This is a genomic window from Xenorhabdus kozodoii, assembly GCF_002632875.1.
Taxonomy (GTDB): domain Bacteria; phylum Pseudomonadota; class Gammaproteobacteria; order Enterobacterales; family Enterobacteriaceae; genus Xenorhabdus; species Xenorhabdus kozodoii.
The window spans coordinates 4,683-29,327 of the sequence record NZ_NJCX01000002.1; the positions used below are offsets into that span (position 1 = coordinate 4,683).

At 44.1% G+C, this 24,645-nt stretch carries 43 protein-coding genes and 1 rRNA gene (1 of these 44 cut by a window edge); 39 read left to right on the top strand and 5 right to left on the bottom strand.

Translation table 11 applies throughout. The features are described 5' to 3' along the window. The first annotated feature begins 13 nt into the window (after positions 1-13). The 33 genes from Xkoz_RS01425 to Xkoz_RS01585 all read left to right on the top strand — a co-directional run bounded on the left by Xkoz_RS01425 (position 14) and on the right by Xkoz_RS01585 (position 16,000). Positions 14-109, top strand: coding sequence for an EF-Tu C-terminal domain-related protein (locus Xkoz_RS01425; RefSeq protein ID WP_422646062.1), 96 nt, complete (start codon positions 14-16; stop codon positions 107-109). Positions 110-352: 243 nt separating this feature from the next. Continuing rightward, positions 353-547, top strand: coding sequence for a bacterioferritin-associated ferredoxin (bfd, locus tag Xkoz_RS01430; RefSeq protein ID WP_099140427.1), 195 nt, complete (start codon positions 353-355; stop codon positions 545-547). A 76-nt stretch (positions 548-623) separates the two neighbouring features. Further along, positions 624-1,100 carry a bacterioferritin gene (gene bfr, locus Xkoz_RS01435; RefSeq protein WP_099140428.1) on the top strand — a complete coding sequence of 159 codons (477 nt, stop codon included), beginning with the start codon at positions 624-626 and terminating at the stop codon, positions 1,098-1,100. A gap of 308 nt (positions 1,101-1,408) precedes the next feature. Further along, a complete protein-coding gene (gene rpsJ / locus Xkoz_RS01440) occupies positions 1,409-1,720 on the top strand; it encodes a 30S ribosomal protein S10 (protein ID WP_001181005.1) in 312 nt (103 codons plus the stop codon). 32 nt (positions 1,721-1,752) lie between these two features. Continuing rightward, positions 1,753-2,385, top strand: a complete 633-nt coding sequence (gene rplC, locus Xkoz_RS01445) for a 50S ribosomal protein L3 (RefSeq protein ID WP_099140429.1) — start codon at positions 1,753-1,755, stop codon at positions 2,383-2,385. A gap of 16 nt (positions 2,386-2,401) precedes the next feature. Continuing rightward, on the top strand, positions 2,402-3,007 hold the full coding sequence (gene rplD, locus Xkoz_RS01450; RefSeq protein WP_074024774.1) for a 50S ribosomal protein L4: 606 nt from the start codon (positions 2,402-2,404) through the stop codon (positions 3,005-3,007). Beyond that, complete coding sequence (gene rplW / locus Xkoz_RS01455) at positions 3,004-3,306, top strand: 50S ribosomal protein L23 (RefSeq protein WP_045968045.1); 303 nt, start codon at positions 3,004-3,006, stop codon at positions 3,304-3,306. The genes rplD and rplW overlap by 4 nt, the downstream gene beginning before the upstream one ends. A 19-nt stretch (positions 3,307-3,325) precedes the next feature. After that, positions 3,326-4,150: a 50S ribosomal protein L2 gene (gene rplB, locus Xkoz_RS01460; RefSeq protein ID WP_099140430.1), complete on the top strand. Its 825-nt coding sequence runs from the start codon at positions 3,326-3,328 to the stop codon at positions 4,148-4,150. A gap of 14 nt (positions 4,151-4,164) precedes the next feature. Then, positions 4,165-4,443, top strand: coding sequence for a 30S ribosomal protein S19 (gene rpsS, locus Xkoz_RS01465; RefSeq protein WP_011148791.1), 279 nt, complete (start codon positions 4,165-4,167; stop codon positions 4,441-4,443). 14 nt (positions 4,444-4,457) lie between these two features. Next, positions 4,458-4,790 (top strand): 50S ribosomal protein L22, encoded by a 333-nt coding sequence (rplV, locus tag Xkoz_RS01470; protein ID WP_010847481.1) that lies wholly within the window; start codon positions 4,458-4,460, stop codon positions 4,788-4,790. Between the two features lie 17 nt (positions 4,791-4,807). After that, entirely contained in the window at positions 4,808-5,509 is a 702-nt protein-coding gene (gene rpsC, locus Xkoz_RS01475) for a 30S ribosomal protein S3 (RefSeq protein WP_099140431.1), read from the top strand. A gap of 12 nt (positions 5,510-5,521) precedes the next feature. Next, positions 5,522-5,932, top strand: a complete 411-nt coding sequence (gene rplP / locus Xkoz_RS01480) for a 50S ribosomal protein L16 (protein WP_099140432.1) — start codon at positions 5,522-5,524, stop codon at positions 5,930-5,932. Next, positions 5,932-6,123 (top strand): 50S ribosomal protein L29, encoded by a 192-nt coding sequence (gene rpmC / locus Xkoz_RS01485; RefSeq protein ID WP_010847484.1) that lies wholly within the window; start codon positions 5,932-5,934, stop codon positions 6,121-6,123. The genes rplP and rpmC overlap by 1 nt, the downstream gene beginning before the upstream one ends. Then, a complete protein-coding gene (gene rpsQ, locus Xkoz_RS01490) occupies positions 6,123-6,377 on the top strand; it encodes a 30S ribosomal protein S17 (protein WP_010847485.1) in 255 nt (84 codons plus the stop codon). Before rpmC ends, rpsQ begins: the two co-directional genes overlap by 1 nt. 175 nt (positions 6,378-6,552) lie before the next feature. After that, positions 6,553-6,924 carry a 50S ribosomal protein L14 gene (gene rplN, locus Xkoz_RS01495; RefSeq protein WP_004246955.1) on the top strand — a complete coding sequence of 124 codons (372 nt, stop codon included), beginning with the start codon at positions 6,553-6,555 and terminating at the stop codon, positions 6,922-6,924. Between the two features lie 10 nt (positions 6,925-6,934). Beyond that, positions 6,935-7,249 carry a 50S ribosomal protein L24 gene (gene rplX, locus Xkoz_RS01500; protein WP_099140433.1) on the top strand — a complete coding sequence of 105 codons (315 nt, stop codon included), beginning with the start codon at positions 6,935-6,937 and terminating at the stop codon, positions 7,247-7,249. 13 nt (positions 7,250-7,262) lie between these two features. Then, entirely contained in the window at positions 7,263-7,802 is a 540-nt protein-coding gene (gene rplE / locus Xkoz_RS01505; protein WP_099140434.1) for a 50S ribosomal protein L5, read from the top strand. A gap of 12 nt (positions 7,803-7,814) precedes the next feature. Further along, on the top strand, positions 7,815-8,120 hold the full coding sequence (gene rpsN / locus Xkoz_RS01510) for a 30S ribosomal protein S14 (RefSeq protein ID WP_010847489.1): 306 nt from the start codon (positions 7,815-7,817) through the stop codon (positions 8,118-8,120). Between the two features lie 33 nt (positions 8,121-8,153). After that, positions 8,154-8,546 (top strand): 30S ribosomal protein S8, encoded by a 393-nt coding sequence (rpsH, locus tag Xkoz_RS01515; protein WP_099140435.1) that lies wholly within the window; start codon positions 8,154-8,156, stop codon positions 8,544-8,546. Between the two features lie 14 nt (positions 8,547-8,560). After that, complete coding sequence (gene rplF, locus Xkoz_RS01520) at positions 8,561-9,094, top strand: 50S ribosomal protein L6 (RefSeq protein WP_099140436.1); 534 nt, start codon at positions 8,561-8,563, stop codon at positions 9,092-9,094. A 9-nt stretch (positions 9,095-9,103) separates the two neighbouring features. Further along, the gene (gene rplR, locus Xkoz_RS01525) at positions 9,104-9,457 is read left to right on the top strand and encodes a 50S ribosomal protein L18 (protein ID WP_099140437.1); all 354 of its coding nucleotides are present in this window, start codon (positions 9,104-9,106) and stop codon (positions 9,455-9,457) included. A gap of 14 nt (positions 9,458-9,471) precedes the next feature. Then, the gene (gene rpsE, locus Xkoz_RS01530; RefSeq protein WP_036773468.1) at positions 9,472-9,972 is read left to right on the top strand and encodes a 30S ribosomal protein S5; all 501 of its coding nucleotides are present in this window, start codon (positions 9,472-9,474) and stop codon (positions 9,970-9,972) included. Between the two features lie 5 nt (positions 9,973-9,977). Continuing rightward, a complete protein-coding gene (gene rpmD, locus Xkoz_RS01535) occupies positions 9,978-10,157 on the top strand; it encodes a 50S ribosomal protein L30 (RefSeq protein ID WP_045968059.1) in 180 nt (59 codons plus the stop codon). Between the two features lie 3 nt (positions 10,158-10,160). After that, positions 10,161-10,595, top strand: a complete 435-nt coding sequence (gene rplO / locus Xkoz_RS01540; RefSeq protein ID WP_045960137.1) for a 50S ribosomal protein L15 — start codon at positions 10,161-10,163, stop codon at positions 10,593-10,595. Between the two features lie 7 nt (positions 10,596-10,602). Next, a complete protein-coding gene (gene secY / locus Xkoz_RS01545; protein ID WP_099140438.1) occupies positions 10,603-11,934 on the top strand; it encodes a preprotein translocase subunit SecY in 1,332 nt (443 codons plus the stop codon). Between the two features lie 32 nt (positions 11,935-11,966). After that, positions 11,967-12,083, top strand: a complete 117-nt coding sequence (gene rpmJ / locus Xkoz_RS01550) for a 50S ribosomal protein L36 (protein WP_045968063.1) — start codon at positions 11,967-11,969, stop codon at positions 12,081-12,083. Positions 12,084-12,230: 147 nt separating this feature from the next. After that, positions 12,231-12,587: a 30S ribosomal protein S13 gene (rpsM, locus tag Xkoz_RS01555; RefSeq protein ID WP_099140439.1), complete on the top strand. Its 357-nt coding sequence runs from the start codon at positions 12,231-12,233 to the stop codon at positions 12,585-12,587. Between the two features lie 15 nt (positions 12,588-12,602). Further along, positions 12,603-12,992 carry a 30S ribosomal protein S11 gene (rpsK, locus tag Xkoz_RS01560; RefSeq protein ID WP_002919257.1) on the top strand — a complete coding sequence of 130 codons (390 nt, stop codon included), beginning with the start codon at positions 12,603-12,605 and terminating at the stop codon, positions 12,990-12,992. A gap of 36 nt (positions 12,993-13,028) precedes the next feature. Beyond that, positions 13,029-13,649 (top strand): 30S ribosomal protein S4, encoded by a 621-nt coding sequence (gene rpsD, locus Xkoz_RS01565; protein WP_099140440.1) that lies wholly within the window; start codon positions 13,029-13,031, stop codon positions 13,647-13,649. 25 nt (positions 13,650-13,674) lie between these two features. After that, positions 13,675-14,664 (top strand): DNA-directed RNA polymerase subunit alpha, encoded by a 990-nt coding sequence (locus tag Xkoz_RS01570; protein WP_099140441.1) that lies wholly within the window; start codon positions 13,675-13,677, stop codon positions 14,662-14,664. A 40-nt stretch (positions 14,665-14,704) separates the two neighbouring features. Beyond that, a complete protein-coding gene (gene rplQ / locus Xkoz_RS01575; RefSeq protein WP_074021494.1) occupies positions 14,705-15,097 on the top strand; it encodes a 50S ribosomal protein L17 in 393 nt (130 codons plus the stop codon). Positions 15,098-15,272: 175 nt separating this feature from the next. Continuing rightward, positions 15,273-15,686 carry a Zn(2+)-responsive transcriptional regulator gene (gene zntR / locus Xkoz_RS01580; protein WP_099140442.1) on the top strand — a complete coding sequence of 138 codons (414 nt, stop codon included), beginning with the start codon at positions 15,273-15,275 and terminating at the stop codon, positions 15,684-15,686. Positions 15,687-15,772: 86 nt separating this feature from the next. Further along, positions 15,773-16,000 (top strand): alternative ribosome-rescue factor A, encoded by a 228-nt coding sequence (locus Xkoz_RS01585; protein WP_099140443.1) that lies wholly within the window; start codon positions 15,773-15,775, stop codon positions 15,998-16,000. A 19-nt stretch (positions 16,001-16,019) separates the two neighbouring features. Here the strand turns inward: Xkoz_RS01585 and trkA are convergent, their stop codons facing one another. The 4 genes from trkA to def form a co-directional block, all read right to left on the bottom strand. Then, a complete protein-coding gene (gene trkA, locus Xkoz_RS01590; protein WP_099140444.1) occupies positions 16,020-17,396 on the bottom strand; it encodes a Trk system potassium transporter TrkA in 1,377 nt (458 codons plus the stop codon). Between the two features lie 92 nt (positions 17,397-17,488). Continuing rightward, positions 17,489-18,778: a 16S rRNA (cytosine(967)-C(5))-methyltransferase RsmB gene (rsmB, locus tag Xkoz_RS01595; RefSeq protein WP_099140445.1), complete on the bottom strand. Its 1,290-nt coding sequence runs from the start codon at positions 18,776-18,778 to the stop codon at positions 17,489-17,491. 98 nt (positions 18,779-18,876) lie between these two features. Further along, positions 18,877-19,824, bottom strand: coding sequence for a methionyl-tRNA formyltransferase (fmt, locus tag Xkoz_RS01600; RefSeq protein ID WP_099140446.1), 948 nt, complete (start codon positions 19,822-19,824; stop codon positions 18,877-18,879). A 24-nt stretch (positions 19,825-19,848) separates the two neighbouring features. Continuing rightward, on the bottom strand, positions 19,849-20,361 hold the full coding sequence (gene def / locus Xkoz_RS01605; protein ID WP_099140447.1) for a peptide deformylase: 513 nt from the start codon (positions 20,359-20,361) through the stop codon (positions 19,849-19,851). A 134-nt stretch (positions 20,362-20,495) separates the two neighbouring features. On the opposite strand from def, the gene dprA reads away from it, so the two are divergent. The 5 genes from dprA to Xkoz_RS01630 are packed head-to-tail and all read left to right on the top strand — an operon-like array spanning position 20,496 to position 23,864. After that, on the top strand, positions 20,496-21,584 hold the full coding sequence (gene dprA, locus Xkoz_RS01610) for a DNA-protecting protein DprA (protein WP_099140448.1): 1,089 nt from the start codon (positions 20,496-20,498) through the stop codon (positions 21,582-21,584). A gap of 60 nt (positions 21,585-21,644) precedes the next feature. Beyond that, positions 21,645-22,196: a DNA topoisomerase family protein gene (locus Xkoz_RS01615; protein WP_099140449.1), complete on the top strand. Its 552-nt coding sequence runs from the start codon at positions 21,645-21,647 to the stop codon at positions 22,194-22,196. A 1-nt stretch (position 22,197) separates the two neighbouring features. Beyond that, positions 22,198-22,767: an L-threonylcarbamoyladenylate synthase type 1 TsaC gene (gene tsaC / locus Xkoz_RS01620; protein WP_099140450.1), complete on the top strand. Its 570-nt coding sequence runs from the start codon at positions 22,198-22,200 to the stop codon at positions 22,765-22,767. A 6-nt stretch (positions 22,768-22,773) separates the two neighbouring features. Beyond that, positions 22,774-23,598, top strand: a complete 825-nt coding sequence (gene aroE, locus Xkoz_RS01625) for a shikimate dehydrogenase (protein WP_099140451.1) — start codon at positions 22,774-22,776, stop codon at positions 23,596-23,598. After that, positions 23,595-23,864 carry a DUF1488 family protein gene (locus Xkoz_RS01630; protein ID WP_099140452.1) on the top strand — a complete coding sequence of 90 codons (270 nt, stop codon included), beginning with the start codon at positions 23,595-23,597 and terminating at the stop codon, positions 23,862-23,864. The genes aroE and Xkoz_RS01630 overlap by 4 nt, the downstream gene beginning before the upstream one ends. Here the strand turns inward: Xkoz_RS01630 and Xkoz_RS01635 are convergent. Then, entirely contained in the window at positions 23,831-24,385 is a 555-nt protein-coding gene (locus tag Xkoz_RS01635) for a gamma carbonic anhydrase family protein (protein ID WP_099140453.1), read from the bottom strand. The genes Xkoz_RS01630 and Xkoz_RS01635 overlap by 34 nt on opposite strands. A gap of 219 nt (positions 24,386-24,604) precedes the next feature. Here Xkoz_RS01635 and Xkoz_RS01640 point away from each other — a divergent pair. Continuing rightward, a 23S ribosomal RNA gene (locus tag Xkoz_RS01640) occupies positions 24,605-24,645 on the top strand; it runs 2,937 nt beyond the window's last position.

Genomic DNA, 24,645 nt, shown 5'->3' on the forward strand with positions numbered 1-24,645 from the left:
GATCGTTAACCTGATTGCCCCAATCGCGATGGACGAAGGTCTGCGTTTCGCAATCCGTGAAGGCGGCCGTACTGTAGGCGCTGGTGTTGTTGCTAAAGTTATTGCTTAATCTTTGATTCTTAAAAGATTATGAAAAGAGGAGCTAAGGCTCCTCTTTTTCTATTTTACGCTACCGTCATTGGTGGCTTTTTTGTTACTCAACAAAATAAAAACAATAATTGAAATGATACTTATTTCTATTTACTATTTTGGGATATCGTTTATTTTATAAACGTAAACAATTTTAGGTGTGGGTGTTTTATCCGACCAAAATAATCATCAAAAGTGTGTAAATAGTGAGAAGAGTGCTTCCATGTATGTGTGTCTCTGCAATGCAGTAAGTGATAAAGCCATACGTAATGCTGTTCATCAGCAACATATTCGTTCTATCAGAGAGTTGAGAAGCTTTGTTCCTGTAGGAAGTGACTGCGGAAAGTGCATACGTCAAGCACGTGAAATAATGAATGAGGAGATTGCTCTACTGCCTCCAATAAATAATGTTGCTTAAAATAAACACAATTTTCTTGCAATTACTCTGCTAAATTAGTACTACACTCTAGTTACTGGAAGCGGAGGAACTTGCTATGAAAGGTGATAAAAAAATAATTGTACATTTGAATAAACTTCTTGGTAATGAACTTATCGCCATCAATCAATATTTCTTGCATGCCCGAATGTTTAAGAACTGGGGATTGATGCGTTTGAATGAGTTCGAATATCACGAGTCTATTGATGAGATGAAGCACGCAGATAAGCTTATCGAGCGTATTCTTTTTCTGGAAGGGGTGCCAAATTTACAAGATTTAGGCAAACTCAATATCGGAGAAGATGTAGAAGAAATGCTGAAATCTGATTTGGAATTAGAATTACGTGGTGCAAAGGATCTCAGAGAAGCAATCGCATATGCCGATTCAGTTCATGATTATGTCAGTCGGGACTTGATGATAGAGGTACTTGCTGATGAAGAAAATCATATCGATTGGTTAGAAACTCAACTTGAACTGATAGCTAGAATTGGAATACAAAATTACATTCAATCTCAGCTTAGCGAAGAAGAATAGCTATAATTTTTCTGCCCTATAATTTGATGTATATAGGGCACTTTCCTTCCCTCTTTCCTCTCTTGCGTGTACTTTTTTGCATAGATTTCACGCTCAATCTTGCTTTGTGGATAAATTTACGTATAATGCTCGAGCTTACCTACGCAGAGTAGGGCTGATTTATTAATCAGTAATAAGCGGTGAATTGCCACCATTAAAAATACTCCCGATATGGGGGTTATGCATAGAACGATTACACTCCCCCATCAACCGAAATGGGTGCGAGGAGTAGTTATTTACGTTTATAAAACAGTTGGAGCTCTGGTCTCATGCAGAACCAAAGAATCCGTATCCGCCTGAAAGCATTTGATCATCGTTTGATCGATCAATCAACGGCGGAAATCGTAGAGACTGCGAAGCGCACTGGTGCGCAGGTTCGTGGTCCTATCCCTCTGCCGACTCGTAAAGAGCGTTTTACCGTTCTGATCTCTCCACACGTTAATAAAGATGCGCGTGATCAGTACGAAATTCGCACTCACAAACGTCTGGTTGACATCGTTGAGCCAACCGAGAAAACCGTTGATGCTCTGATGCGTCTGGATCTGGCTGCCGGTGTAGACGTGCAGATCAGCCTGGGTTAATCAGGTCATTGAACGATTGAGAGGTTGAAACAATGATTGGTTTAGTCGGTAAAAAAGTGGGCATGACTCGTATCTTCACTGAAGATGGCGTTTCAATCCCTGTAACTGTTATCGAAATCGAAGATAACCGTGTGACTCAAGTTAAAAGCAACGAGACTGACGGTTATCGTGCAATTCAGGTAACGACTGGTAGCAAAAAAGCTAACCGCGTTAATAAATCTGAAGCAGGTCATTTCGCTAAAGCTGGCGTTGAAGCTGGCCGCATCCTGCGTGAATTCCGTCTGTCAGAAAATGACGCAGAGTTCACTGTAGGTCAAAGCATTAGCGTTGAAATTTTCGCTGACGTTAAAAAAGTCGACGTTACTGGTACATCTAAAGGTAAAGGTTTCGCGGGTACTGTTAAACGCTGGAACTTCCGTACTCAAGATGCTACCCATGGTAACTCCTTGTCTCACCGTGTTCCGGGTTCTATTGGTCAGAACCAAACTCCGGGCAAGGTATTCAAAGGCAAGAAAATGGCAGGCCAACTGGGTAATGAACGTGTAACCGTTCAGAGCTTAGATGTAGTACGTGTTGACGCTGAGCGTAACCTGCTGCTGGTCAAAGGTGCTGTTCCAGGTGCAACGAACAGTAACCTGATCGTAAAACCGGCTGTCAAGGCGTAACGTCGAGGAGATAGGAATGGAATTGGTAATGAAAGACGCGCAAAGCGCGCTGACTGTTTCCGAAACTACCTTCGGGCGTGATTTCAATGAAGCGCTTGTGCATCAAGTAGTTGTTGCGTATGCAGCTGGTGCTCGTCAAGGTACTCGTGCTCAGAAAACTCGTGCTGAAGTTTCTGGTTCAGGGAAAAAACCATGGCGTCAGAAAGGTACTGGCCGTGCGCGTTCTGGTTCTATTAAGAGTCCAATTTGGCGCTCTGGTGGTGTAACTTTCGCAGCGAAGCCACAGGACCACAGTCAAAAAGTTAATAAAAAGATGTACCGTGGTGCTCTGAAAAGCATCTTGTCTGAACTGGTACGTCAAGATCGTCTGATCGTTGTCGAGAAGTTTTCTGTTGAAGCACCTAAAACTAAGTTGCTGGTACAGAAACTGAAAGAAATGGCTCTGGAAGACGTGCTGATCATCACTGGTGAAGTTGATGAGAACCTGTTCTTAGCAGCTCGTAACCTGTACAAGGTTGACGTTCGTGATACAGCGGGTATCGATCCTGTAAGCCTGATTGCCTTCGACAAAGTGGTTATGACTGCTGAAGCTGTGAAGCAAGTTGAGGAGATGCTGGCATGATCCGTGAAGAACGTCTGCTAAAAGTACTGCGCGCGCCGCACGTATCTGAAAAAGCTTCTACAGCGATGGAAAAAAACAACACCATCGTTCTCAAGGTTGCGAAAGACGCGACTAAAGCAGAGATCAAAGCTGCTGTACAGAAACTGTTTGAAGTTGAAGTTGAAGGTGTAAACACTTTGCTGGTTAAAGGTAAAGTTAAACGCCACGGTCAGCGTATTGGTCGTCGTAGCGACTGGAAAAAAGCTTACGTCACTTTGAAAGAAGGCCAGAATCTGGACTTCGTTGGCGGCGCTGAGTAAGTCGGAGGAGTAAAGAACAATGGCAATTGTTAAATGTAAACCTACGTCTCCGGGCCGTCGCCACGTTGTTAAAGTGGTCAACCCTGAGCTGCATAAGGGTAAACCTTATGCTCCGTTGTTAGAAAAAAACAACAAAACTGGTGGTCGTAACAACAATGGTCGTATTACCACTCGTCACATCGGTGGTGGCCATAAACAGCATTATCGTCTGGTTGACTTCAAACGTAACAAAGACGGTATCCCTGCTGTTGTTGAACGTCTGGAATATGATCCAAACCGTTCAGCGAACATCGCACTGGTTCTGTACAAAGACGGTGAGCGTCGTTATATCCTTGCGCCTAAAGGCTTGAAAGCGGGTGATCAAATCCAGTCTGGTGCTGATTCAGCGATTAAAGCTGGTAATGCCTTGCCAATGCGCAATATCCCGGTTGGTTCTACTGTTCACAACATAGAAATGAAACCAGGTAAAGGCGGCCAGTTGGCTCGTTCAGCAGGTGCTTATGCTCAGATCGTTGCACGTGATGGTGCTTATGTAACCCTGCGTCTTCGTTCTGGTGAAATGCGTAAAATTCTGTCTGACTGCCGCGCTACTTTAGGTGAAGTTGGTAACGCAGAACATATGCTGCGCGTTCTGGGTAAAGCTGGTGCAAGCCGCTGGCGTGGTATCCGTCCTACCGTTCGTGGTACGGCGATGAACCCAGTAGACCATCCACATGGTGGTGGTGAAGGTCGTAACTTTGGTAAACACCCTGTAACTCCATGGGGCATCCAGACCAAAGGTAAGAAGACCCGTAGCAACAAACGTACTGATAAATATATCGTACGTCGCCGTTCTAAAAAATAATTAGAGGATAAGCCATGCCACGTTCTCTCAAGAAAGGTCCATTTATTGACCTGCACTTGCTGAAGAAGGTAGAGAAAGCGGTGGAAAGCGGAGACAAAAAGCCTATTAAGACTTGGTCCCGTCGTTCAACGATCTTTCCTAACATGATCGGTTTGACCATCGCTGTCCATAATGGTCGTCAGCATGTTCCAGTTTTTGTTTCCGACGAAATGGTTGGTCACAAACTGGGTGAATTCGCGCCGACCCGTACTTATCGCGGCCATGCGGCCGATAAAAAGGCTAAAAAGCGCTAAGGTAGGAGGAAGAGATGGAAACTATCGCTAAACATCGCCACGCTCGTTCTTCTGCTCAGAAGGTTCGCCTTGTGGCTGACCTGATCCGCGGTAAGAAAGTGTCGCAAGCTCTGGAAACTCTGACCTACACCAACAAGAAAGCTGCTGGTTTAGTGAAGAAAGTACTTGAGTCTGCTATTGCTAACGCAGAACACAACGATGGCGCTGACATCGATGATCTGAAAGTCACGAAAATTTTCGTAGACGAAGGCCCAACTATGAAGCGTATTATGCCTCGTGCCAAAGGCCGTGCAGATCGTATCCTGAAGCGCACCAGCCACATTACTGTGGTTGTGTCCGATCGCTGAGACTCTGGAGACTAGCAATGGGTCAGAAAGTACATCCTAATGGTATTCGTCTGGGTATTGTCAAACCTTGGAACTCTACCTGGTATGCGAATACCAAAGAATTCGCTGACAATCTGGACAGCGACTTTAAAGTTCGCCAGTTTTTGAACAAAGAACTGGTTAAAGCATCTATTTCACGTATCGTTATCGAACGTCCTGCGAAAAGCATCCGTGTAACCATTCACACTGCTCGTCCAGGTATTGTAATCGGTAAAAAAGGTGAAGACGTTGAAAAACTGCGTAAGGCTGTAGCGGATCTCGCTGGCGTTCCTGCGCAGATTAATATTGCCGAAGTACGTAAACCTGAACTGGACGCAAAATTGGTTGCTGACAGCATCAGCTCACAGTTGGAGCGTCGTGTGATGTTCCGCCGTGCTATGAAACGTGCTGTACAGAACGCTATGCGTCTGGGCGCTAAAGGTATCAAAGTGGAAGTCAGCGGCCGTCTGGGCGGTGCTGAAATCGCACGTACTGAGTGGTATCGTGAAGGTCGTGTACCTCTGCATACTCTGCGTGCGGACATCGACTACAATACTTCTGAAGCGCACACTACTTATGGTGTAATCGGCGTTAAGGTATGGATCTTCAAAGGTGAGATCCTGGGTGGTATGGCTGCAGTTGAACAGGCGGAAAAACCGGCTGCTCAACCTAAAAAGCAGCAGCGTAAAGGCCGCAAGTAAGGAGAGTCGCTGATGTTACAACCAAAGCGTACAAAATTCCGTAAAGTGCACAAAGGCCGCAACCGTGGTCTGGCTGCAGGTGCGGATGTTAGCTTCGGCACTTTCGGTCTGAAAGCTGTGGGCCGTGGTCGTCTGACTGCTCGTCAGATCGAAGCGGCACGTCGTGCTATGACCCGTGCAGTTAAGCGTCAAGGTAAAATCTGGATCCGTGTGTTCCCAGACAAACCTATCACCGAAAAGCCACTCGAAGTGCGTATGGGTAAAGGTAAAGGTAACGTAGAATACTGGGTTGCCTTGATCCAGCCCGGTAAAGTCCTGTATGAAATGGACGGTGTGCCTGAAGAGCTGGCTCGTGAAGCATTCAAGCTGGCAGCAGCGAAACTGCCTATCAAAACCACCTTTGTAACTAAGACGGTGATGTAATGAAAGCACAAGAGCTGCGCGAAAAAAGCGTTGAAGAGCTGAACACTGAGCTGCTGAACCTGCTGCGTGAGCAATTTAATTTGCGTATGCAGGCGGCAAGTGGCCAGCTGCAACAGTCTCACCTGTTGAAACAAGTGCGTCGTAATATTGCACGCGTTAAGACTTTACTGACTGAGAAGGCGGGTGCGTAATGACCGATAAAATCCGTACTCTGCAAGGTCGTGTTGTTAGCGACAAAATGGAAAAATCCATTGTTGTTGCTATTGAGCGTAAGGTGAAACACCCATTGTATGGTAAGTTCATCAAACGTACGACCAAACTGCACGTACATGACGAGAACAATGAATGTGGAATTGGTGACGTAGTGGAAATCCGCGAAACCCGTCCACTGTCTAAGACTAAATCTTGGACTTTAGTTCGCGTTGTAGAGAAAGCGGTTCTATAATAGATCGCTATCTCGTACGAAATAAACGGCTCAAAAAATAACGGGCCGTTTATTTTTCTGTCCATCGCGAAGATGTGGTGTTATAATGCCGCGCCCTCGTAGTATGGGATATTGAAACGGCCTCTTTGAAAATAAAGTGGGCTCAGTAGTAGTTGACATTTAGCGGAGCACTAAAATGATCCAAGAACAGACTATGCTGAACGTGGCCGACAACTCCGGTGCACGTCGCGTAATGTGTATCAAGGTTCTAGGTGGCTCGCACCGTCGCTACGCAGACGTCGGTGACATCATTAAGATCACTATCAAGGAAGCAATTCCTCGTGGTAAGGTGAAAAAAGGTGATGTCCTGAAAGCGGTAGTGGTGCGCACCAAGAAGGGTGTTCGTCGCCCGGACGGTTCTGTCATTCGCTTCGATAGCAACGCTTGTGTATTGTTAAACAACAATAGTGAGCAAGTTATTGGTACGCGTATTTTTGGGCCGGTGACTCGTGAACTTCGTAATGAAAAGTTCATGAAAATTATATCTCTGGCACCTGAAGTACTCTAAGGAGCAGGCAATGGCAGCGAAAATCCGTCGTGATGACGAAATTATTGTGCTGACTGGTAAAGACAAAGGTAAGCGCGGTAAAGTAAAACAGGTTCTTTCTTCTGGTAAAATTATTGTTGAAGGCATCAACCTGGTTAAAAAACATCAGAAACCGGTTCCGGCTCTGAATCAACCAGGTGGCATCGTTGAAAAAGAAGCAGCTATTAATGTTTCCAACGTTGCAATCTTCAATGCAACAACCGGTAAGGCTGACCGTGTAGGTTTTAGATTCGAAGATGGCAAGAAAGTGCGTTTCTTCAAATCTAACAACGAAACTATCAAGTAATTTGGAGTATACGATGGCGAAACTGCATGATTACTACAAAGACGAGGTAGTCAAGAAACTGATGACTCAGTTTGGTTACCATTCTGTCATGCAAGTCCCTCGGGTCGAGAAGATCACCCTGAACATGGGTGTTGGTGAAGCAATTGCTGATAAAAAACTGCTGGATAACGCAGCAGCTGACTTGACAGCAATCTCTGGTCAGAAGCCATTGATCACCAAAGCACGCAAATCAGTTGCAGGCTTCAAAATCCGTCAGGGCTATCCAATCGGCTGTAAAGTAACCCTGCGTGGAAAACGCATGTGGGAGTTCCTTGAGCGCCTGATTTCTATTGCTGTACCACGTATCCGTGACTTCCGTGGTTTGTCCGCTAAATCATTCGATGGTCGTGGTAACTACAGCATGGGTGTTCGTGAGCAAATCATCTTCCCTGAAATCGATTACGATAAAGTGGATCGTGTACGTGGTTTGGATATTACTATCACCACTACTGCGAAATCTGATGATGAAGGCCGCGCACTGTTGGCTGCGTTTAACTTCCCGTTCCGCAAGTAAGGCAGGGTACTCATGGCTAAGCAATCAATGAAAGCGCGTGATGTAAAGCGTGCGAAATTAGCTGAGAAATTCTTCGCAAAACGCGTTGAACTGAAAGCGATCATCTCTGATGTCAACGCATCTGATGAAGACCGTTGGAATGCTGTTCTTAAGCTGCAAACACTGCCACGTGATTCCAGCCCTTGCCGTCAGCGTAACCGCTGTCGTCAAACTGGGCGTCCGCATGCATTTTTGCGGAAGTTTGGATTAAGTCGTATTAAAGTCCGTGAAGCCGCTATGCGCGGTGAAATCCCGGGCCTTAAGAAGGCTAGCTGGTAATTGTCACCAATTGAATCACGGGAGTAAAGACAGATGAGCATGCAAGATCCGATCGCGGATATGCTGACCCGTATCCGTAACGGTCAGGCCGCGAATAAAGTCGCGGTCACCATGCCTTCCTCCAAGCTGAAAGTGGCAATTGCCAAGGTGCTGAAGGAAGAAGGTTATATTGAAGATTTTAAAATCGAAGGCGACACTAAGCCAGAACTGGAAATCACTCTGAAGTATTTCCAAGGTAAGGCTGTTGTAGAAAGCATTCAGCGTGTAAGCCGCCCAAGTCTACGCATCTATAAGAAAAAAGATGAGCTGCCAAAAGTTATGGCGGGTTTGGGTATCGCTGTTGTTTCTACCTCTAAAGGTGTAATGACTGATCGTGCAGCTCGCCAGGCTGGTCTGGGTGGCGAGATTCTCTGCTACGTAGCTTAATTCGGGAGGAAAGAATGTCTCGTGTTGCAAAGGCACCCGTCGTCATTCCTGCCGGTGTAGAGGTTAAACTCGACGGTCAGGTTATTTCGATTAAGGGTAAAAACGGCGAGCTGAGTCGTAAAATCCACAACGCAGTTGAAGTTAACTATGCGGATAACCAACTGACTTTCGCTCCACGCGAAGGTTTTGCTGACGCTTGGGCGCAGGCAGGTACAACTCGTTCTCTGCTGAACGCTATGGTTATTGGTGTTAACGAAGGTTTCACTAAGAAACTTCAGCTGGTTGGTGTTGGTTACCGTGCAGCAGTTAAAGGCAATGTAGTTAGCTTGTCTTTAGGTTTCTCGCATCCGGTTGAGCATCAGCTGCCAGCAGGCATAACTGCAGAATGCCCATCACAAACTGAAATCGTACTGAAAGGTACTGATAAGCAAGTGATTGGTCAGGTTGCGGCAGATTTGCGTGCCTATCGTCGTCCTGAGCCATATAAAGGCAAGGGTGTTCGTTACGCCGATGAAGTCGTGCGTACCAAAGAGGCTAAGAAGAAGTAAGGTAACACTATGGATAAGAAAGCAGCTCGTATCCGTCGTGCGACCCGCGCACGCCGCAAGCTCAAAGAACTGGGTGCGACTCGCCTGGTGGTACACCGTACCCCTCGCCATATTTATGCGCAGGTTATCGCACCAAATGGTTCTGAAACTCTGGTGGCCGCTTCTACAACAGAAACAGCTATCAGTGAACAACTGAAATTTACTGGAAACAAAGAAGCCGCAGCACTAGTTGGTAAGATTGTTGCTGAACGTGCTCTGGAAAAAGGTATCAAAGATGTATCTTTTGACCGTTCTGGTTTCCAATATCATGGTAGAGTCCAGGCACTGGCAGATGCTGCCCGTGAAGCTGGCCTTCAGTTCTAAGGTAGAGGTGTAAGATGGCTCACATCGAAAAACAAGCTGGCGAACTGCAGGAAAAGCTGATCGCGGTAAACCGCGTATCTAAAACCGTTAAAGGTGGCCGTATCTTCAGCTTTACAGCACTGACTGTAGTTGGTGATGGTAACGGTCGCGTTGGTTTTGGTTACGGCAAAGCACGCGAAGTTCCGGCAGCAATCCAAAAAGCGATGGAAAAAGCACGTCGCAATATGAAAACCGTTGCACTTAACAGCGGCACTTTGCATCACCCAGTGAAAGGCTCACACACCGGTTCCCGCGTGTTCATGCAGCCTGCTCACGAAGGTACAGGTATTATTGCCGGTGGTGCGATGCGTGCTGTTCTAGAAGTAGCTGGAGTTCGTAACGTACTGGCAAAAACCTACGGTTCCACTAACCCGATTAACGTGGTTCGTGCAACTCTGGATGCTTTAGATAGCATGAAGTCTCCAGAAATGGTCGCAGCTAAGCGTGGCAAGTCCGTCGAAGAAATTCTGGGGTAATGACCATGGCTAAGACTATTAAAATTACTCAGGTTCGCAGTTCAATCGGTCGTTTGCCTAAGCATAAGGCAACTCTGACTGGTTTAGGTCTGCGTCGCATTGGTCATACTGTTGAGCGTGAAGATACACCAGCTATTCGCGGTATGGTCAACTTGGTTTCCTATATGGTTAAAGTTGAGGAGTAACAGATGCGCTTAAATACTCTGTCTCCGGCTGAGGGTGCCAAGCACGCACCTAAACGTGTAGGACGTGGTATTGGTTCTGGTCTGGGTAAAACCGGCGGTCGTGGTCACAAGGGTCAGAAGTCTCGTTCTGGCGGTGGCGTTCGTCGTGGTTTTGAAGGTGGCCAGATGCCTTTATACCGTCGTCTGCCAAAATTTGGTTTCACTTCACGTAAGGCAATGGTCACCGCAGAAATTCGTCTGTCTGATTTTGCCCGCGTTGAAGGCGATGTAATCGATCTGAATGCACTGAAAGCTGCTAACATTATTGGCCCTCAAATTGAATTCGCTAAAGTAATGCTTTCTGGCGAAGTCAATCGCGCAGTAACTGTGCGTGGCTTGCGTGTTACTAAAGGCGCCCGTGCTGCAATTGAAGCTGCTGGCGGTAAAATTGAGGAATAAGTAACAGATGGCTAAACAACCAGGATTAGATTTTCAAAGTGCCAAAGGCGGATTAGGCGAGTTAAAACGCAGACTTTTGTTTGTCATTGGAGCTCTAATTGTTTTCCGTATTGGCTCTTTTATTCCAATCCCTGGTATTGATGCCACTGTGCTTGCCAAATTGCTCGAGCAGCAAAGAGGCACCATCATTGAAATGTTTAACATGTTCTCTGGTGGTGCTTTAAGCCGTGCTTCTGTCTTTGCACTGGGTATAATGCCGTATATTTCGGCATCAATTATTATCCAGTTGCTAACTGTGGTTAACCCCCGTTTAGCAGAGATTAAGAAGGAAGGGGAAGCTGGTCGTCGTAAGATCAGTCAGTACACCCGTTATGGCACATTAGTGCTGGCAATATTCCAGTCAATCGGTATTGCTACTGGGTTGCCGAATATGCCTGGAATGCAGGGGTTAGTTATTAATCCTGGTCTTGCATTCTATTTCACGGCTGTTGTAAGTCTGGTCACGGGAACTATGTTCCTGATGTGGCTGGGTGAGCAGATTACTGAACGAGGTATCGGTAACGGTATTTCGATCATAATCTTTGCTGGTATCGTTGCGGGTCTACCACCTGCAATTGGTCACACCATCGAGCAAGCTCGGCAAGGCGACCTGCACTTCCTCCTGTTGCTGTTGGTTGCAGTATTAGTGTTTGCCGTAACTTTCTTCGTTGTTTTCATTGAACGTGGTCAACGTCGTATCGTTGTTAACTATGCGAAACGTCAACAAGGTCGTAAAGTTTTTGCGGCACAAAGTACACATTTACCGTTGAAAGTGAATATGGCTGGGGTCATCCCTGCGATTTTTGCTTCCAGCATTATTTTGTTCCCTGGTACCATAGCTTCTTGGTTCGGCGGTGGAACAGGCTGGAATTGGTTGACAACTATTTCTATGTATTTGCAACCAGGACAACCGCTTTATGTGTTACTATACGCGTCTGCAATCATCTTCTTCTGTTTCTTCTACACGGCGTTGGTTTTCAATCCAAGAGAAACAGCAGATAACCTGAAGAAGTCCGGTGCATTCGTACCAGGAATTCGTCCGGGAGAGCAAACGGCTAAGTACATTGATAAAGTAATGACTCGTCTAACCTTAATTGGTGCGTTGTATATTACTTTTATCTGCTTAATCCCGGAGTTCATGCGTGATGCAATGAAAGTCCCATTCTATTTTGGTGGTACTTCCCTATTGATTGTAGTCGTCGTCATCATGGACTTTATGGCTCAAGTGCAAACTCTGATGATGTCGAGTCAATATGAGTCTGCATTGAAGAAGGCAAACCTGAAAGGTTATAACCGCTAATCGGTTTGCTTGAGAAGTTACGGAGAGTAAAAATGAAAGTTCGTGCTTCCGTCAAGAAATTATGTCGCAACTGCAAAATCGTTAAACGTAACGGTATCGTTCGTGTGATTTGTAATGCAGAGCCTAAGCATAAGCAGCGCCAAGGCTAATTAATCGCATATTTTTCTTGCAAAGTTGGGTTGAGCTGGCTAAATTAGCCAGCCAATCTTTTTATCTGACAGCAACATTGTTTGAGTATCCTGAAAACGGGCTTTTCAGAATGATGTTGCAGTGAATAAATATTGTAGGAGTGCATAGTGGCCCGTATAGCAGGCATTAACATTCCTGATCAGAAACATACTGTAATCGCATTAACTTCGATCTACGGTATCGGTAAAACCCGTTCACAAGCAATCTGTGCAGCGGCGGGTATTGCTGAAAATGTTAAGATCAGTGAGCTGTCTGAAGAGCAAATTGACAATCTGCGTGACGAAGTTGCCAAATACGTTGTAGAAGGTGATCTGCGTCGTGAAGTAACCCTGAGTATCAAACGTCTGATGGATCTTGGTTGCTATCGTGGTTTGCGTCATCGTCGTGGTCTGCCAGTTCGCGGTCAGCGTACTAAGACCAATGCACGTACCCGTAAGGGTCCGCGTAAGCCGATCAAGAAATAATCGGGGTATTGAATAATGGCAAAAGCACCTATTCGTGCACGTAAGCGTGTAAGAAAACAAGTCTCTGACGGTGTGGCTCATATCCATGCTTCTTTCAACAACACCATCGTTACTATTACTGATCGTCAGGGTAACGCACTGGGTTGGGCAACTGCCGGTGGCTCCGGTTTCCGTGGTTCTCGTAAATCTACTCCGTTTGCAGCTCAGGTTGCAGCAGAGCGCTGCGCTGAAGCGGTAAAAGAATATGGAATTAAGAACCTGGAAGTTATGGTTAAAGGACCTGGTCCTGGCCGTGAGTCAACTATCCGCGCATTAAATGCGGCTGGTTTTCGCATCACTAATATTACTGATGTGACTCCGATCCCTCATAACGGTTGTCGTCCACCGAAAAAACGTCGCGTTTAATACGTTTTCGTTTTTTAGGATTGTTGGAGAAAGAAAATGGCAAGATATTTGGGTCCTAAGCTCAAGCTGAGCCGTCGCGAGGGTACAGACCTTTTCCTGAAGTCTGGCGTTCGCGCGATTGACACCAAGTGTAAATTAGAACAGGCACCAGGCCAGCACGGTGCGCGTAAACCGCGTCTGTCTGACTATGGTGTGCAGTTACGTGAAAAACAAAAAGTTCGTCGTATTTACGGTGTTCTGGAACGTCAATTCCGTAACTACTATAAAGAAGCAACTCGTCTGAAAGGCAACACAGGTGAAAACCTGCTGAACTTGCTGGAAGGTCGCTTGGATAACGTCGTTTATCGTATGGGTTTTGGCGCCACTCGTGCTGAAGCACGTCAGATGGTAAGCCACAAGGCTATCATGGTAAATGGTCGCGTTGTTAACATCGCTTCTTATCATGTATCCCCGAATGACGTAGTCAGCGTTCGTGAAAAAGCGAAGAAGCAGGCTCGTATTAAAGCAGCTTTAGAGCTGGCTGAGCAGCGTGAGAAACCAACTTGGTTGGAAGTTGATGCTGCGAAGATGGAAGGTGTGTTCAAGCGTATTCCTGAACGTACTGATCTATCCGCTGACATTAACGAACACCTGATCGTCGAGCTTTACTCTAAGTAAAGCTTAGCACCAAAGAGAGGACACAATGCAGGGTTCTGTGACAGAGTTTCTAAAACCGCGCCTGGTAGATATCGAGCAAGTCAGTTCGACGCACGCCAAGGTGACCCTTGAGCCATTAGAGCGTGGCTTTGGCCATACTCTTGGCAACGCACTGCGCCGTATTCTGCTTTCGTCTATGCCGGGTTGTGCGGTGACTGAGGTTGAGATTGATGGTGTACTGCACGAGTACAGCACCAAAGAAGGCGTACAGGAAGATATCCTGGAGATTCTCCTCAATCTGAAAGGGCTGGCGGTGAGAGTTCAGGGTAAAGATGAAGTTATCCTTACTTTGAATAAATCTGGCATTGGCCCTGTGACTGCAGCCGACATTATCCATGATGGTGATGTCGAAATCGTCAAGCCACAGCACGTAATCTGCCATCTAACTGACGAAAGCGCTTCCATTAGTATGCGTATTAAAGTTCAGCGCGGTCGTGGATATGTGCCGGCTTCTGCCCGAATTCATTCGGAAGAAGATGAGCGCCCTATCGGTCGTTTGTTAGTAGATGCTTGCTATAGCCCAGTAGAGCGTATTGCCTACAATGTTGAAGCAGCACGTGTAGAACAGCGTACTGACCTGGATAAGCTGGTTATCGAGATGGAAACTAACGGTACAATCGATCCTGAAGAGGCGATTCGCCGTGCAGCTACCATTCTGGCTGAACAACTAGAAGCCTTCGTTGACTTACGTGATGTACGTCAACCTGAAGTTAAAGAAGAGAAGCCAGAGTTTGATCCGATCCTGCTGCGCCCTGTTGACGATCTGGAATTGACTGTCCGCTCTGCTAACTGCCTTAAAGCAGAAGCTATCCACTACATCGGTGATCTGGTACAGCGTACTGAAGTTGAGTTACTTAAGACACCTAACTTAGGTAAAAAATCTCTTACTGAGATTAAAGACGTACTGGCTTCACGTGGACTTTCTCTGGGCATGCGTCTGGAAAACTGGCCACCAGCAAGTATTGCTGATGAATAACTAGATCACAGGTTAAGGTTTTACTGAGAAGGATAAGGTCATGCGCCATCGTAAGAGTGGTCGTCAATTGAACCGCAATAGCAGCCATCGCCAAGCTATGTTCCGTAACATGGCAGGTTCTTTGGTTCGTCATGAAATCATCAAGACGACTTTGCCTAAAGCGAAAGAACTGCGTCGCGTCGTTGAGCCGCTGATTACTCTTGCCAAGACCGACAGCGTAGCTAATCGTCGTCTGGCATTCGCCCGTACTCGTGATAACGAGATTGTGGCAAAACTGTTTAATGAACTGGGCCCGCGTTTTGCGAGCCGTGCAGGTGGTTACACTCGTATTCTGAAGTGTGGCTTCCGTGCCGGTGACAATGCACCGATGGCATACATCGAGCTTGTTGACCGTGCAGCAGAGTCTCAGACAGAAGTAGCATCCGCAGAGTAATCTGTAGAGGCGTAGAAAACCGGGTATTATCCCGGTTTTTTATTGCCTTCTAATTTTTATCCTCTAATTCTCCGTTTTATGTCCATCAATTAATCTGCAAATTTTTTCTGTGCAGGTGATTTCTTAACCTATTCTGATAGTATTGTATTTATTGACTACTTGATAGGAAAATTCTATGTATCGTATCGGTCAGTTGGCTAAATTAGCAGGTGTGATACCTGACACTATCCGTTTTTATGAAAAACAGGGACTGATGTTCCATGGAGAGAGAACGGAAGGGGGGTATAGGCTTTATACTGAGCAGGATCTACAACGATTACGTTTTATCCGTTATGCAAAACAATTAGGTTTTACACTGGAAGCAATTGTCGAACTATTATCTATTCGAGTTGATCCTGAGCATCATACATGTCAAGAATCAAAACATATTGTTGATTCTAGATTGCGAGAAGTTGAAGAAAAATTATTAGAAATGCAAAAGATGCGCGATTCTTTGAAAATGTTGAGCGATGCTTGTTGCGGTAGTACGCACGTCAGTACATATTGTTCTATATTGGAAATTTTGGAGGAAGGAGCAACTAATAGATAATTTTTCTTTATTATCCTGGATGCTAAGAGTAAAATCGAACGGCTTTTAATCATAAAACGATTTTATTAATTGGTTTAGAGGTCATTATGACAACATATCACCATAAAAAAGGCGTTATCAAAGATAATGCAATAGAAGCCTTATTACATGATCCTTTATTTAGGCAAAGAGTAGAGAAAAATAAAAAAGGTAAAGGTAGTTATAATCGTAAAGAAAAACAGGGTAAAAAATTTGGTTGGGAGGCCAATGATAATAATTTTTTCAAGTTGTTATCATTGGCCTTCTCGCTTTTTAAGTGGAAGATATTAATCTAATAAGGCCGAATTAATATTTTCACAGGAAGAAAGGACTTGGTTGGAAAAGTTTTTCTACTTCAGGAACAAATTTTTTGTCAGTAATAAACATGATCACATGGTCGCCTTGTTGGATGATACTGTAATCATTAGCAATGATGACTTCTTCATTGCGGACAATGGCACCTATTGTTGTTCCTGGTGGTAATTTAATATCACTTATCTTACGCCCAACAACTTTTGAAGTATGTTCATCACCATGAGCTATGGCCTCGATAGCCTCAGCAACTCCTCTTCTTAATGAAAACACACTGACAATATCCGCCTTACGGACATGACCAAGCAGCGCCGATACTGTTGCTTGTTGAGGTGAAATTGCAATATCAATGACCCCACCTTGTACTAAATCAACATATGCACTGCGTTGAATAAGGACCATTGCTTTTTTGGCTCCCATCCGTTTTGCAAGCATGGCTGACATAATATTGGCTTCATCATCATTTGTTAGCGCTATAAAAACGTCAACTTGTTCAATGTGCTCTTCAGCTAACAGTTCTTGGTCTGAAGCATCACCATAAAACACAATAGTATCGTGCAATAGTTCAGCTAACTCCGTGGCTCTTTTTTGGTTATGTTCAATTAGCTTGACGCTGTAATCCTTTTCAAGCCGCAAGGCTAATCCTGCACCAACATTCCCACCACCAACAATCATGATGCGTTTATACGGTTTTTCAAGGCGTTGTAGTTCACTCATTACCGCCCTGATATGTTGTGATGCTGCAACGAAGAAGACTTCATCTCCAGCTTCAATAATTGTAGAGCCTTGTGGTCTTATAGGGCGATCCTGGCGAAATATTGCAGCAACTTTGCTATCAATATGTGGCATATGCTCCCGGAGTGAAGATAGGGCATTACCTACTAGTGAACCACCATAATAGGCCTTAACCGCGACAATGCTAACACGCCCTTCAGCAAAATTAACAACTTGTAATGCTCCTGGGTATTGAATCAATTTATAGATGTAATCAATGACTAAGTGCTCAGGAGATATTAGATAATCGATAGGAATATCATCAGGTTGAAATAATTTCTCGGATTCTCGGATATATTCTGATGAGCGTATTCTGGCGACTTTATTAGGCGTGTTAAATAGAGAGTAGGCAATTTGGCATGCAACCATATTGGTTTCATCTGAATTTGTGACAGCGATTAACATATCAGCATCTTCAGCGCCAGCTTCTCTCAATATTTTGGGATGGGAGCCATGACCATTGACAACTCGGAGATCGAATTTATCCTGTAACTGGCGTAGACGATCGGTATCGGTATCAACGACAGTAATATCATTGTTTTCATCAACCAAATTTTCGGCTAATGTTCCACCAACCTGGCCAGCACCCAAAATGATTATCTTCATAGCATTCTCTTCTCGATTGGAAGCCGTCTTCTATTCTTGATATTTTAGCAAAACCATAAAATTCTCTCGCTCAAGTGGAACGGGAGGCATCATCATTGCTTTGTTAATCGGGCATAAAAGAAACCATCACCGCCTATAGCTTCTGGAATAATTTGTATTCCAGGCGAATCCGAATGACCTGTTTCTGATAGTACTGCATCGGGATGACGGGACAAAAATGCTTTTATTTGCTCACTATTTTCCTGAGGCAAAATTGAGCAGGTAGCATAAACTAACGTGCCATTTCTCTTTAAATATGGCCAGATAGCATCAAGGATTTCGGATTGTAATGTAACTAGCTGATCTATATCTTCATTTCTGCGTAGCCATTTTATGTCAGGGTGACGGCGAATGACACCTGTAGCAGAACAGGGTGCATCAAGAAGAATTCGATCAAATTGTTCATTAGCCGCCCACTCATGTGGAAGGCGTCCATCTCCTGTTTTGACGACAGCATGTAAGTTAAGCCGTTGTAAATTCTCTTTCACTCGCTTAATTCGTTGTGCATCAATATCGACAGCGAGAACTTTAGATTTTGGTGCTATTTCGAGGATATGAGTGGTTTTTCCGCCAGGTGCGGCGCAAAGATCCAGTATAGATTCCTCGTCACAGGGGGTTAAGAGTTCAGCACATCCTTGAGCAGAACGATCCTGAATAGTTACCCAGCCTTGATTAAATCCGGGTAATGCACTGACAGGACAGGGATTCAGAAGACGAATAGCGCTGGAATGGTTGGTATCTAATTCTGCTTCTATATTAGATTCTTCTAACAGAGCAAGATATTCTTTAGCTGCATGATGAAGTTGGTTGACTCGCAACCACATCGGTGGTTTTTGATTGTTGGCATCTACTATAGTTTGCCAGTTTTGCGGATATGCTTTTTGAATGCGTTCTAGCAGCCACTTGGGATGTAGGTGTTGATTAATATGCTTATTTGCCTGTTCGATTAGTGCCTGTTGTTGGCGCTGAAACTGGCGAAGGACACCATTAATTAGCCCTTTCAGTTGTGGCCGTTTTAAGTCAGTTGCGCCATTGACGGTTTCGGCAAGCGCAGCATGTGCAGGTATACGTGTATATATAAGCTGATATATACCGACCATGATTAGATAATGGAAAATACGTTGTTTTCCTTTCAATGGCTTTACCATTAATTGATTGATGAGCCACTCAAGCTGAGGTAATACTCTCATCACACCAAAACAGATCTCTTGCAGCAACGCCTTATCTTTATCAGAAACTTTTTGTTGGAGTTCAGGTATAACAGTGCTGAGGGATTGTCCTTGCTCAAGTACTTGAGTGATTGCCTTCGCAGCGATGCTTCTCAGGTTATATGTATTTTTCATGATATGATCAAAAGGCTAACTTTCGTCAGCGTAGTAAATGCGTCAGCATAGTAAATAGGAAAAAGCCTGGATGCTAAAACATCCAGGAAAAGTCAGTATCAGTTGATTTTGTTACCAGGTGTAAACCACTCACGTTTAGAGTTTAAGAGATCGGCAGCTGACATTGCTTTTTTGCCAGGTGGTTGCAACTGAGTAATATTTAATATTCCATCAGCAGTTGCAATTTGAATGCCTTTTTTATCTGCGTTGATAATTGTTCCGGGAGTTTGGGTTGTTTGTTTTGTAATGACTCCTGCTTGCCAGATTTTAACTGGTTGATCATCAATTAAGAAGAAGCTCATAGGCCAAGGATTGAACGCACGAACACAACGTTCAATTTGGATTGCAGGTAAGTTCCAATCAATTTTTGCTTCATCTTTACTCAATTTTTCGGCGTAAGTCGCAAATGAGTCATCCTGGATTTCAGGCTGGCATGTTCCTGATGTGATTAAATCTAAGGTGCTGAGTAAGGCTTCTGGGCCAATATCGGCAAGTTTTTCGTACAAGCTATCACTAGTATCTTCATTTGTAATTGGGCAAACGGCTTTCAGTAGCATATCACCAGTATCAAGCCCTGCGTCCATTTGCATGATCGTTACGCCAGTTTCTTGGTCGCCGGCCCAAACTGAGCGCTGAATAGGTGCTGCACCTCGCCAACGAGGTAGTAACGAACCGTGGACATTTAGACATCCCAAACGAGGTATGTCTAAAACAGCTTGAGGAAGAATTAACCCATAGGCAACAACGATCATAATATCAGCTTGTTGCTCCATGACCCATTGCTGGCTTTCCTCTGTACGTAAGGTTTTTGGCTGGAAAACAGGAACATCATGTTCTTCAGCCAATACCTTTACAGGACTTGGTGTCAATTTTTTACCTCTTCCTGCCGGTTTGTCTGGCCGGGTTAGCACGCCGACAACCTGGTGTTGAGAGTTTAGCAAAGCAGCCAAGTGGCGAGCCGCGAAATCAGGAGTTCCGGCAAAAATAATACGTAAAGAATCAGACACTGTTATTTCCTGCGATAATAAAAATTATTTGTTTTTGGCTCTCAGTCGGCTAATTTTTTCAACTTTCTGACGGATACGTTGACGTTTCAATGGTGATAAATAATCAACAAAGAGTTTACCAACCAAATGGTCCATTTCATGTTGAATACAGATTGCCAGTAATTCATCGGCTTCCAATTCAAAGGGGTGGCCGTTATAGTCTAAAGCTTTAATTTTGACTTGCTCAGAGCGAGGCACAAATCCACGCTGTTCAGGCACGGATAAACAACCCTCTTCTATCCCTGTTTCACCTGTTTCATCAATCAACTCTGGGTTGATTAGAACAAGACGTTGATCCCGATTTTCAGAGACATCAATGACAATAATTCTCTGATGTATATCGACTTGTGTTGCCGCCAAGCCAATGCCTTCCTCTGCATACATCGTTTCAAACATATCATCAACGATACGCTGTATTTCCGCATCAACTTTTTCTACTGGCTTGGCAACTGTGCGAAGTCGCTCATCTGGATAATGTAATACTTGTAAAACTGACATATATATTTAGAAGTGCTTCCAAAAAGTGAATGATAACTAGTGCCTATTCTAGACATTTCCTATTTAGATTGACAGTATTGAACACAAATTAATCATGAAAGGGTTGTTCTCAACCCTCAGGTCAGGATGACGGTATGGAAACGATGGAAATGTGGTTAAGAATGAAAATGGTCTCTCATCTTTCAACAGAGAAGGCTATGCATATTATGGATCGCCTGCTGCAAACGAAGAATTGCAGTATATCCTCCCTTAAAGAATGTGGTCTGTCATCTGCACAATGTTTTCAATTTATGAAAGCTAACTCCTCCACTCTGACTTCTGCTCTCAATTGGTTAGAGCAACCAGATCATCATTTGTTGACTTTCTCTCATCCTGCTTATCCACCTTTATTAAAGCAAATACACTCTCCGCCTTTTGTTCTTTTTGTCACAGGTGATGTATCGGTCTTATCTCAAAAGCAAATTTCAATGGTTGGTAGTAGAGCGGCGACCTTTTATGGCGAAAAATGGGGAAAGATATTTGCTAGTGATTTAGTTAAAAATCATCTGGTAGTAACGAGTGGGTTGGCAATTGGTATTGATGGTATCTGCCATCAGGCAGCATTGGACTCAGGAGGGAAAACAATAGCAGTCCTTGGTAGTGGGCTTAAAAATATCTACCCCAGTAGACATAGCCCCTTGGCCAGACATATTAAAGAAAATGGCGCATTAGTTTCTGAGTTTTTTCCTGATTCTCCACCTAAGGCCAAGCATTTCCCAAGGCGAAACCGGATCATTAGTGGGTTAAGTTTGGCTCTTCTTATTGTGGAAGCCCATAAAAATAGTGGTTCACTGATTACAGCTCGCTGCGCTCTTGAACAAGGGCGAGACATCTTCGCATTACCTGGTCCATTGGGTACTCCTGCGAACGAAGGTAATCATTGGTTGATTAAACAAGGGGCGTATTTGGCAACAAATGTAATAGATATCATGGAACATATTAGTTCGTCGTTTCAATGGATTAATATCGAAGAAAAAGGTCGGGAGGAAGAAAAGAAACAATTTGAACAAACAGAGTTGCCATTTGTGGATGTGCTGGTTAACGTAGGTAGTGAAGTTACACCTATTGATTTGATTGCCCAGCGCTCTTCCCTGCCGGTTACAGAAGTCATGACCAAATTATTGGAGTTGGAACTTATGGGAAAAGTTGCTGTTGCTGCTGGTGGGTATGTCCGCACTAATTAAGCGATTTAATTTGTGTTTTTTCCAATGTTATGGTGGCTACCAATATTCAGCGAGTAAGATATGTCTAAGAAAGTTCCTTTTGCTATAAAAGAAATAGCGCATTGCCCTGAGTGTGATGCTGAGTTAGTGATCCGCAATGGTACTCATGGCCCATTTTATGCGTGTTCCAGTTATCCGTCTTGCCAGTATATTCGTCCTTTGAAATCACAAACAGATGGGCATATTGTTAAGGAATTGAATGGACAAACCTGTCCGAAATGTGGTTTTACTTTAGTTTTACGCCAAGGGCGTTACGGAATGTTCATTGGTTGTAGCCACTATCCTGAATGTGAACATACAGAACTAATTGATAAACCCGACGATACATCAATTAATTGTCCCCAATGCCAGAAAGGAAAATTGCTCCAGCGCAAGTCGCGTTTTGGTAAGACATTTCATTCCTGTAGTCGCTATCCAGAATGTCAGTTTGCACTGAGTAATAAGCCCATTTTAGGTGAATGCATGTTTTGTCATTACCCATTGCTAATAGAAAAGCGGACTTCCCAAGGCGCAAAATTATTTTGTGCCAGTAAATTGTGTAATAAACAACAGTTTAATGAAATTGAGAAATGAAATGAGTCACGTAATCTCACTGATATTTGATGAAGTTATCACTGCATTAAAAGAAGAAAAAGTTATTGCTTATCCAACTGAAGCCGTTTTTGGATTAGGGTGTGACCCTGACAGTGAAAATGCAGTGCAAGAGCTATTAGCGTTGAAAAATAGGCCTTGGGAAAAAGGACTAATCCTTATTGCTGATAACTATGAGAGGTTATGTCCTTATATTGATAATGAGCAACTAAATGATATACAAAAAGAAACCATATTTTCCTATTGGCCTGGCCCTGTTACATGGGTAATACCCGCGAAAGCAACTACACCAAAATGGTTGACCGGCAAATTTTCAACATTGGCAGTTCGAGTTACGGATCATCCTTTGGTTAAACAGCTATGCGTTATATATGGAAAACCACTTGTTTCGACCAGTGCGAATCTCAGCGGATTAGCTCCGTGTCGTAGTGTAGAAGAAGTACGACAGCAATTTGGTAATCGTGTGCCAATCTTGGAAGGGGAAGTGGGCGGGCGTCAGAATCCATCAGAAATCAGGGACGCGTTAACTGGCAAATTATACCGGCAAGGATAGGTAATCATGGATAAATTCGTGGTTTTTGGTAATCCAATCGCACATAGTAAATCCCCTTATATTCATCGACTGTTTGCTGAACAAACAGAGATCGAACATCAGTATGGGAAAATACTTGCTCCAATAGAGGATTTTGAACAAACCTTAGCTCATTTTTTTGAACAGGGGGGGGTAGGGGCGAATATTACTGTTCCTTTCAAAGAGAGAGCCTATAAATGTTCAGATGAATTGACTGAACGGGCGAGTATCTGTGGTGCAGTTAACACATTAAAACGGATAGAAGGAAATCGGCTGCTCGGTGATAACACTGATGGAATGGGATTATTGGTGGATTTACAGCGACTGGGATTTCTTTCTCAAGGGCAAAAGGTTCTGATCATAGGCGCAGGTGGTGCCGCGAAAGGTGTACTATCCCCCCTGTTATCACTGGACTGTTCAGTGACTATTACCAACCGAACATTTGGGCGTGCTCAAAAAATCGCAAACACCTTTTCTCTATTAGGTGATATCCAAGCCATTGAAATGAATGCCCTCAGCCTTATTACCCCAGATTTTGATATTATCATTAATGCAACGGCTTCTGGTCTTGATGGACAAATTCCGGCCATCTCACCGGTGATTTTTCAAAATAATAGTGCGTGTTATGACATGTATTACCAACATGGATTAACCCCTTTCCTTACGTTTGCTCATCAAAATGGCGTTTCACGTTTGGCTGATGGTTTAGGGATGTTGGTGGGGCAAGCCGCGTATTCTTTTGAATTGTGGCATGGAGTATTCCCCGAAATAGAACCTGTTTTAACTGTCTTAAGGCGGGAGTTACACACATGAATCAATCAATTCAATTTCCAGATCGTGAAGAGTGGGATGAAATAGAAAATAAGGTGATGTTCCCAGCAATGGTAGATGGTTTGCTGGTGGAGTGCATGATCAGTTCTGATGAAATAATAAAGCGTTATGGTAAGGATCATCATCCACTCGATTTGTTTCGCCAACATCGCTGGGATTTAGAAGAAGAGTTTGAAACAGTCATTTTGAGTGGGCATGATGATCAATTTGGACGCTACTCTTTGCTTTCAGATTGCTCTGATAGGTAGTTATCTTTCCAGCGGACGTAATTATTAGCGGAATACAGTAGCCCTTCTCGTTCTTCAGGTTTGAGTTTTCTTACTTGTTTGGCAGGGCTACCGACGTACAGGTAACCGCTTTCTAAATTTTTACCTGGAGGGATCAGGCAACCGGCTCCAATCACAACATCGTCTTCAATAGTCGCTCCATCAAGTAAAATGGATCCCATGCCAACTAAAACTCGGTTCCCAATTTTACATCCATGTAGCATTGCCTTATGGCCTACGGTGACATCTTCGCCAATTATCAGTGGGAAGCCATTCGGATTATCTGGAGATTTATGCGTTACATGTAAAACGGAACCATCTTGAATATTTGTGCGTGAACCAATAGAAACGTAATTTACATCTCCTCTGATAACGACAAGGGGCCAAATGCTAACATCGTCTGCCAATCTGACATCTCCAATGACAACAGAAGAAGGGTCTAAAAGAACCTTTTGGCCGATTTGAGGATAGAAATTTAGGTATTGGCGTAAAACAGTAGGCATAAAAACCTCAACAGTAAAAGCAGATTGCAATCATATGACCAATTATATCGGAATGTTATTGGGGAAAAAACGTCATGCAATGGAATGATCTGCATTAATCTTAGTCTGTTTGAGTGGTTTTTATATCAAAAAGAGCAAAAAATACTCACTTGAAAAAGAAATTCAAAAAAACTATTGTCAGCGCCGAAAAACTCCCTATAATGCGCCACCACTGACCGACGACGAGCTGAAACAGGCCGCGGCGGACAGCCGGAAGAAAG

What these genes read in the sequence shown, in the direction of transcription:
- bfr (WP_099140428.1), top strand. Translation starts at nt 624, where the DNA reads ATGAAAGGTGATAAAAAAATAATTGTACATTTGAATAAACTTCTTGGT.
- rpsQ (WP_010847485.1), top strand. Translation starts at nt 6,123, where the DNA reads ATGACCGATAAAATCCGTACTCTGCAAGGTCGTGTTGTTAGCGACAAA.
- rplN (WP_004246955.1), top strand. Translation starts at nt 6,553, where the DNA reads ATGATCCAAGAACAGACTATGCTGAACGTGGCCGACAACTCCGGTGCA.
- secY (WP_099140438.1), top strand. Translation starts at nt 10,603, where the DNA reads ATGGCTAAACAACCAGGATTAGATTTTCAAAGTGCCAAAGGCGGATTA.
- rpmC (WP_010847484.1), top strand. Translation starts at nt 5,932, where the DNA reads ATGAAAGCACAAGAGCTGCGCGAAAAAAGCGTTGAAGAGCTGAACACT.
- bfd (WP_099140427.1), top strand. Translation starts at nt 353, where the DNA reads ATGTATGTGTGTCTCTGCAATGCAGTAAGTGATAAAGCCATACGTAAT.
- rsmB (WP_099140445.1), bottom strand. Translation starts at nt 18,778, where the DNA reads ATGAAAAATACATATAACCTGAGAAGCATCGCTGCGAAGGCAATCACT.
- rpsS (WP_011148791.1), top strand. Translation starts at nt 4,165, where the DNA reads ATGCCACGTTCTCTCAAGAAAGGTCCATTTATTGACCTGCACTTGCTG.
- dprA (WP_099140448.1), top strand. Translation starts at nt 20,496, where the DNA reads ATGGAAACGATGGAAATGTGGTTAAGAATGAAAATGGTCTCTCATCTT.
- rpsJ (WP_001181005.1), top strand. Translation starts at nt 1,409, where the DNA reads ATGCAGAACCAAAGAATCCGTATCCGCCTGAAAGCATTTGATCATCGT.
- trkA (WP_099140444.1), bottom strand. Translation starts at nt 17,396, where the DNA reads ATGAAGATAATCATTTTGGGTGCTGGCCAGGTTGGTGGAACATTAGCC.
- rpmD (WP_045968059.1), top strand. Translation starts at nt 9,978, where the DNA reads ATGGCTAAGACTATTAAAATTACTCAGGTTCGCAGTTCAATCGGTCGT.
- zntR (WP_099140442.1), top strand. Translation starts at nt 15,273, where the DNA reads ATGTATCGTATCGGTCAGTTGGCTAAATTAGCAGGTGTGATACCTGAC.
- rplC (WP_099140429.1), top strand. Translation starts at nt 1,753, where the DNA reads ATGATTGGTTTAGTCGGTAAAAAAGTGGGCATGACTCGTATCTTCACT.
- def (WP_099140447.1), bottom strand. Translation starts at nt 20,361, where the DNA reads ATGTCAGTTTTACAAGTATTACATTATCCAGATGAGCGACTTCGCACA.
- rpmJ (WP_045968063.1), top strand. Translation starts at nt 11,967, where the DNA reads ATGAAAGTTCGTGCTTCCGTCAAGAAATTATGTCGCAACTGCAAAATC.
- rplE (WP_099140434.1), top strand. Translation starts at nt 7,263, where the DNA reads ATGGCGAAACTGCATGATTACTACAAAGACGAGGTAGTCAAGAAACTG.
- Xkoz_RS01585 (WP_099140443.1), top strand. Translation starts at nt 15,773, where the DNA reads ATGACAACATATCACCATAAAAAAGGCGTTATCAAAGATAATGCAATA.
- Xkoz_RS01630 (WP_099140452.1), top strand. Translation starts at nt 23,595, where the DNA reads ATGAATCAATCAATTCAATTTCCAGATCGTGAAGAGTGGGATGAAATA.
- rplW (WP_045968045.1), top strand. Translation starts at nt 3,004, where the DNA reads ATGATCCGTGAAGAACGTCTGCTAAAAGTACTGCGCGCGCCGCACGTA.
- rplV (WP_010847481.1), top strand. Translation starts at nt 4,458, where the DNA reads ATGGAAACTATCGCTAAACATCGCCACGCTCGTTCTTCTGCTCAGAAG.
- rpsK (WP_002919257.1), top strand. Translation starts at nt 12,603, where the DNA reads ATGGCAAAAGCACCTATTCGTGCACGTAAGCGTGTAAGAAAACAAGTC.
- rpsE (WP_036773468.1), top strand. Translation starts at nt 9,472, where the DNA reads ATGGCTCACATCGAAAAACAAGCTGGCGAACTGCAGGAAAAGCTGATC.
- rpsC (WP_099140431.1), top strand. Translation starts at nt 4,808, where the DNA reads ATGGGTCAGAAAGTACATCCTAATGGTATTCGTCTGGGTATTGTCAAA.
- Xkoz_RS01570 (WP_099140441.1), top strand. Translation starts at nt 13,675, where the DNA reads ATGCAGGGTTCTGTGACAGAGTTTCTAAAACCGCGCCTGGTAGATATC.
- rplR (WP_099140437.1), top strand. Translation starts at nt 9,104, where the DNA reads ATGGATAAGAAAGCAGCTCGTATCCGTCGTGCGACCCGCGCACGCCGC.
- rplP (WP_099140432.1), top strand. Translation starts at nt 5,522, where the DNA reads ATGTTACAACCAAAGCGTACAAAATTCCGTAAAGTGCACAAAGGCCGC.
- rplB (WP_099140430.1), top strand. Translation starts at nt 3,326, where the DNA reads ATGGCAATTGTTAAATGTAAACCTACGTCTCCGGGCCGTCGCCACGTT.
- Xkoz_RS01635 (WP_099140453.1), bottom strand. Translation starts at nt 24,385, where the DNA reads ATGCCTACTGTTTTACGCCAATACCTAAATTTCTATCCTCAAATCGGC.
- rpsN (WP_010847489.1), top strand. Translation starts at nt 7,815, where the DNA reads ATGGCTAAGCAATCAATGAAAGCGCGTGATGTAAAGCGTGCGAAATTA.
- rpsD (WP_099140440.1), top strand. Translation starts at nt 13,029, where the DNA reads ATGGCAAGATATTTGGGTCCTAAGCTCAAGCTGAGCCGTCGCGAGGGT.
- Xkoz_RS01615 (WP_099140449.1), top strand. Translation starts at nt 21,645, where the DNA reads ATGTCTAAGAAAGTTCCTTTTGCTATAAAAGAAATAGCGCATTGCCCT.
- rplX (WP_099140433.1), top strand. Translation starts at nt 6,935, where the DNA reads ATGGCAGCGAAAATCCGTCGTGATGACGAAATTATTGTGCTGACTGGT.
- rplD (WP_074024774.1), top strand. Translation starts at nt 2,402, where the DNA reads ATGGAATTGGTAATGAAAGACGCGCAAAGCGCGCTGACTGTTTCCGAA.
- aroE (WP_099140451.1), top strand. Translation starts at nt 22,774, where the DNA reads ATGGATAAATTCGTGGTTTTTGGTAATCCAATCGCACATAGTAAATCC.
- tsaC (WP_099140450.1), top strand. Translation starts at nt 22,198, where the DNA reads ATGAGTCACGTAATCTCACTGATATTTGATGAAGTTATCACTGCATTA.
- rplO (WP_045960137.1), top strand. Translation starts at nt 10,161, where the DNA reads ATGCGCTTAAATACTCTGTCTCCGGCTGAGGGTGCCAAGCACGCACCT.
- rpsH (WP_099140435.1), top strand. Translation starts at nt 8,154, where the DNA reads ATGAGCATGCAAGATCCGATCGCGGATATGCTGACCCGTATCCGTAAC.
- rplF (WP_099140436.1), top strand. Translation starts at nt 8,561, where the DNA reads ATGTCTCGTGTTGCAAAGGCACCCGTCGTCATTCCTGCCGGTGTAGAG.
- rplQ (WP_074021494.1), top strand. Translation starts at nt 14,705, where the DNA reads ATGCGCCATCGTAAGAGTGGTCGTCAATTGAACCGCAATAGCAGCCAT.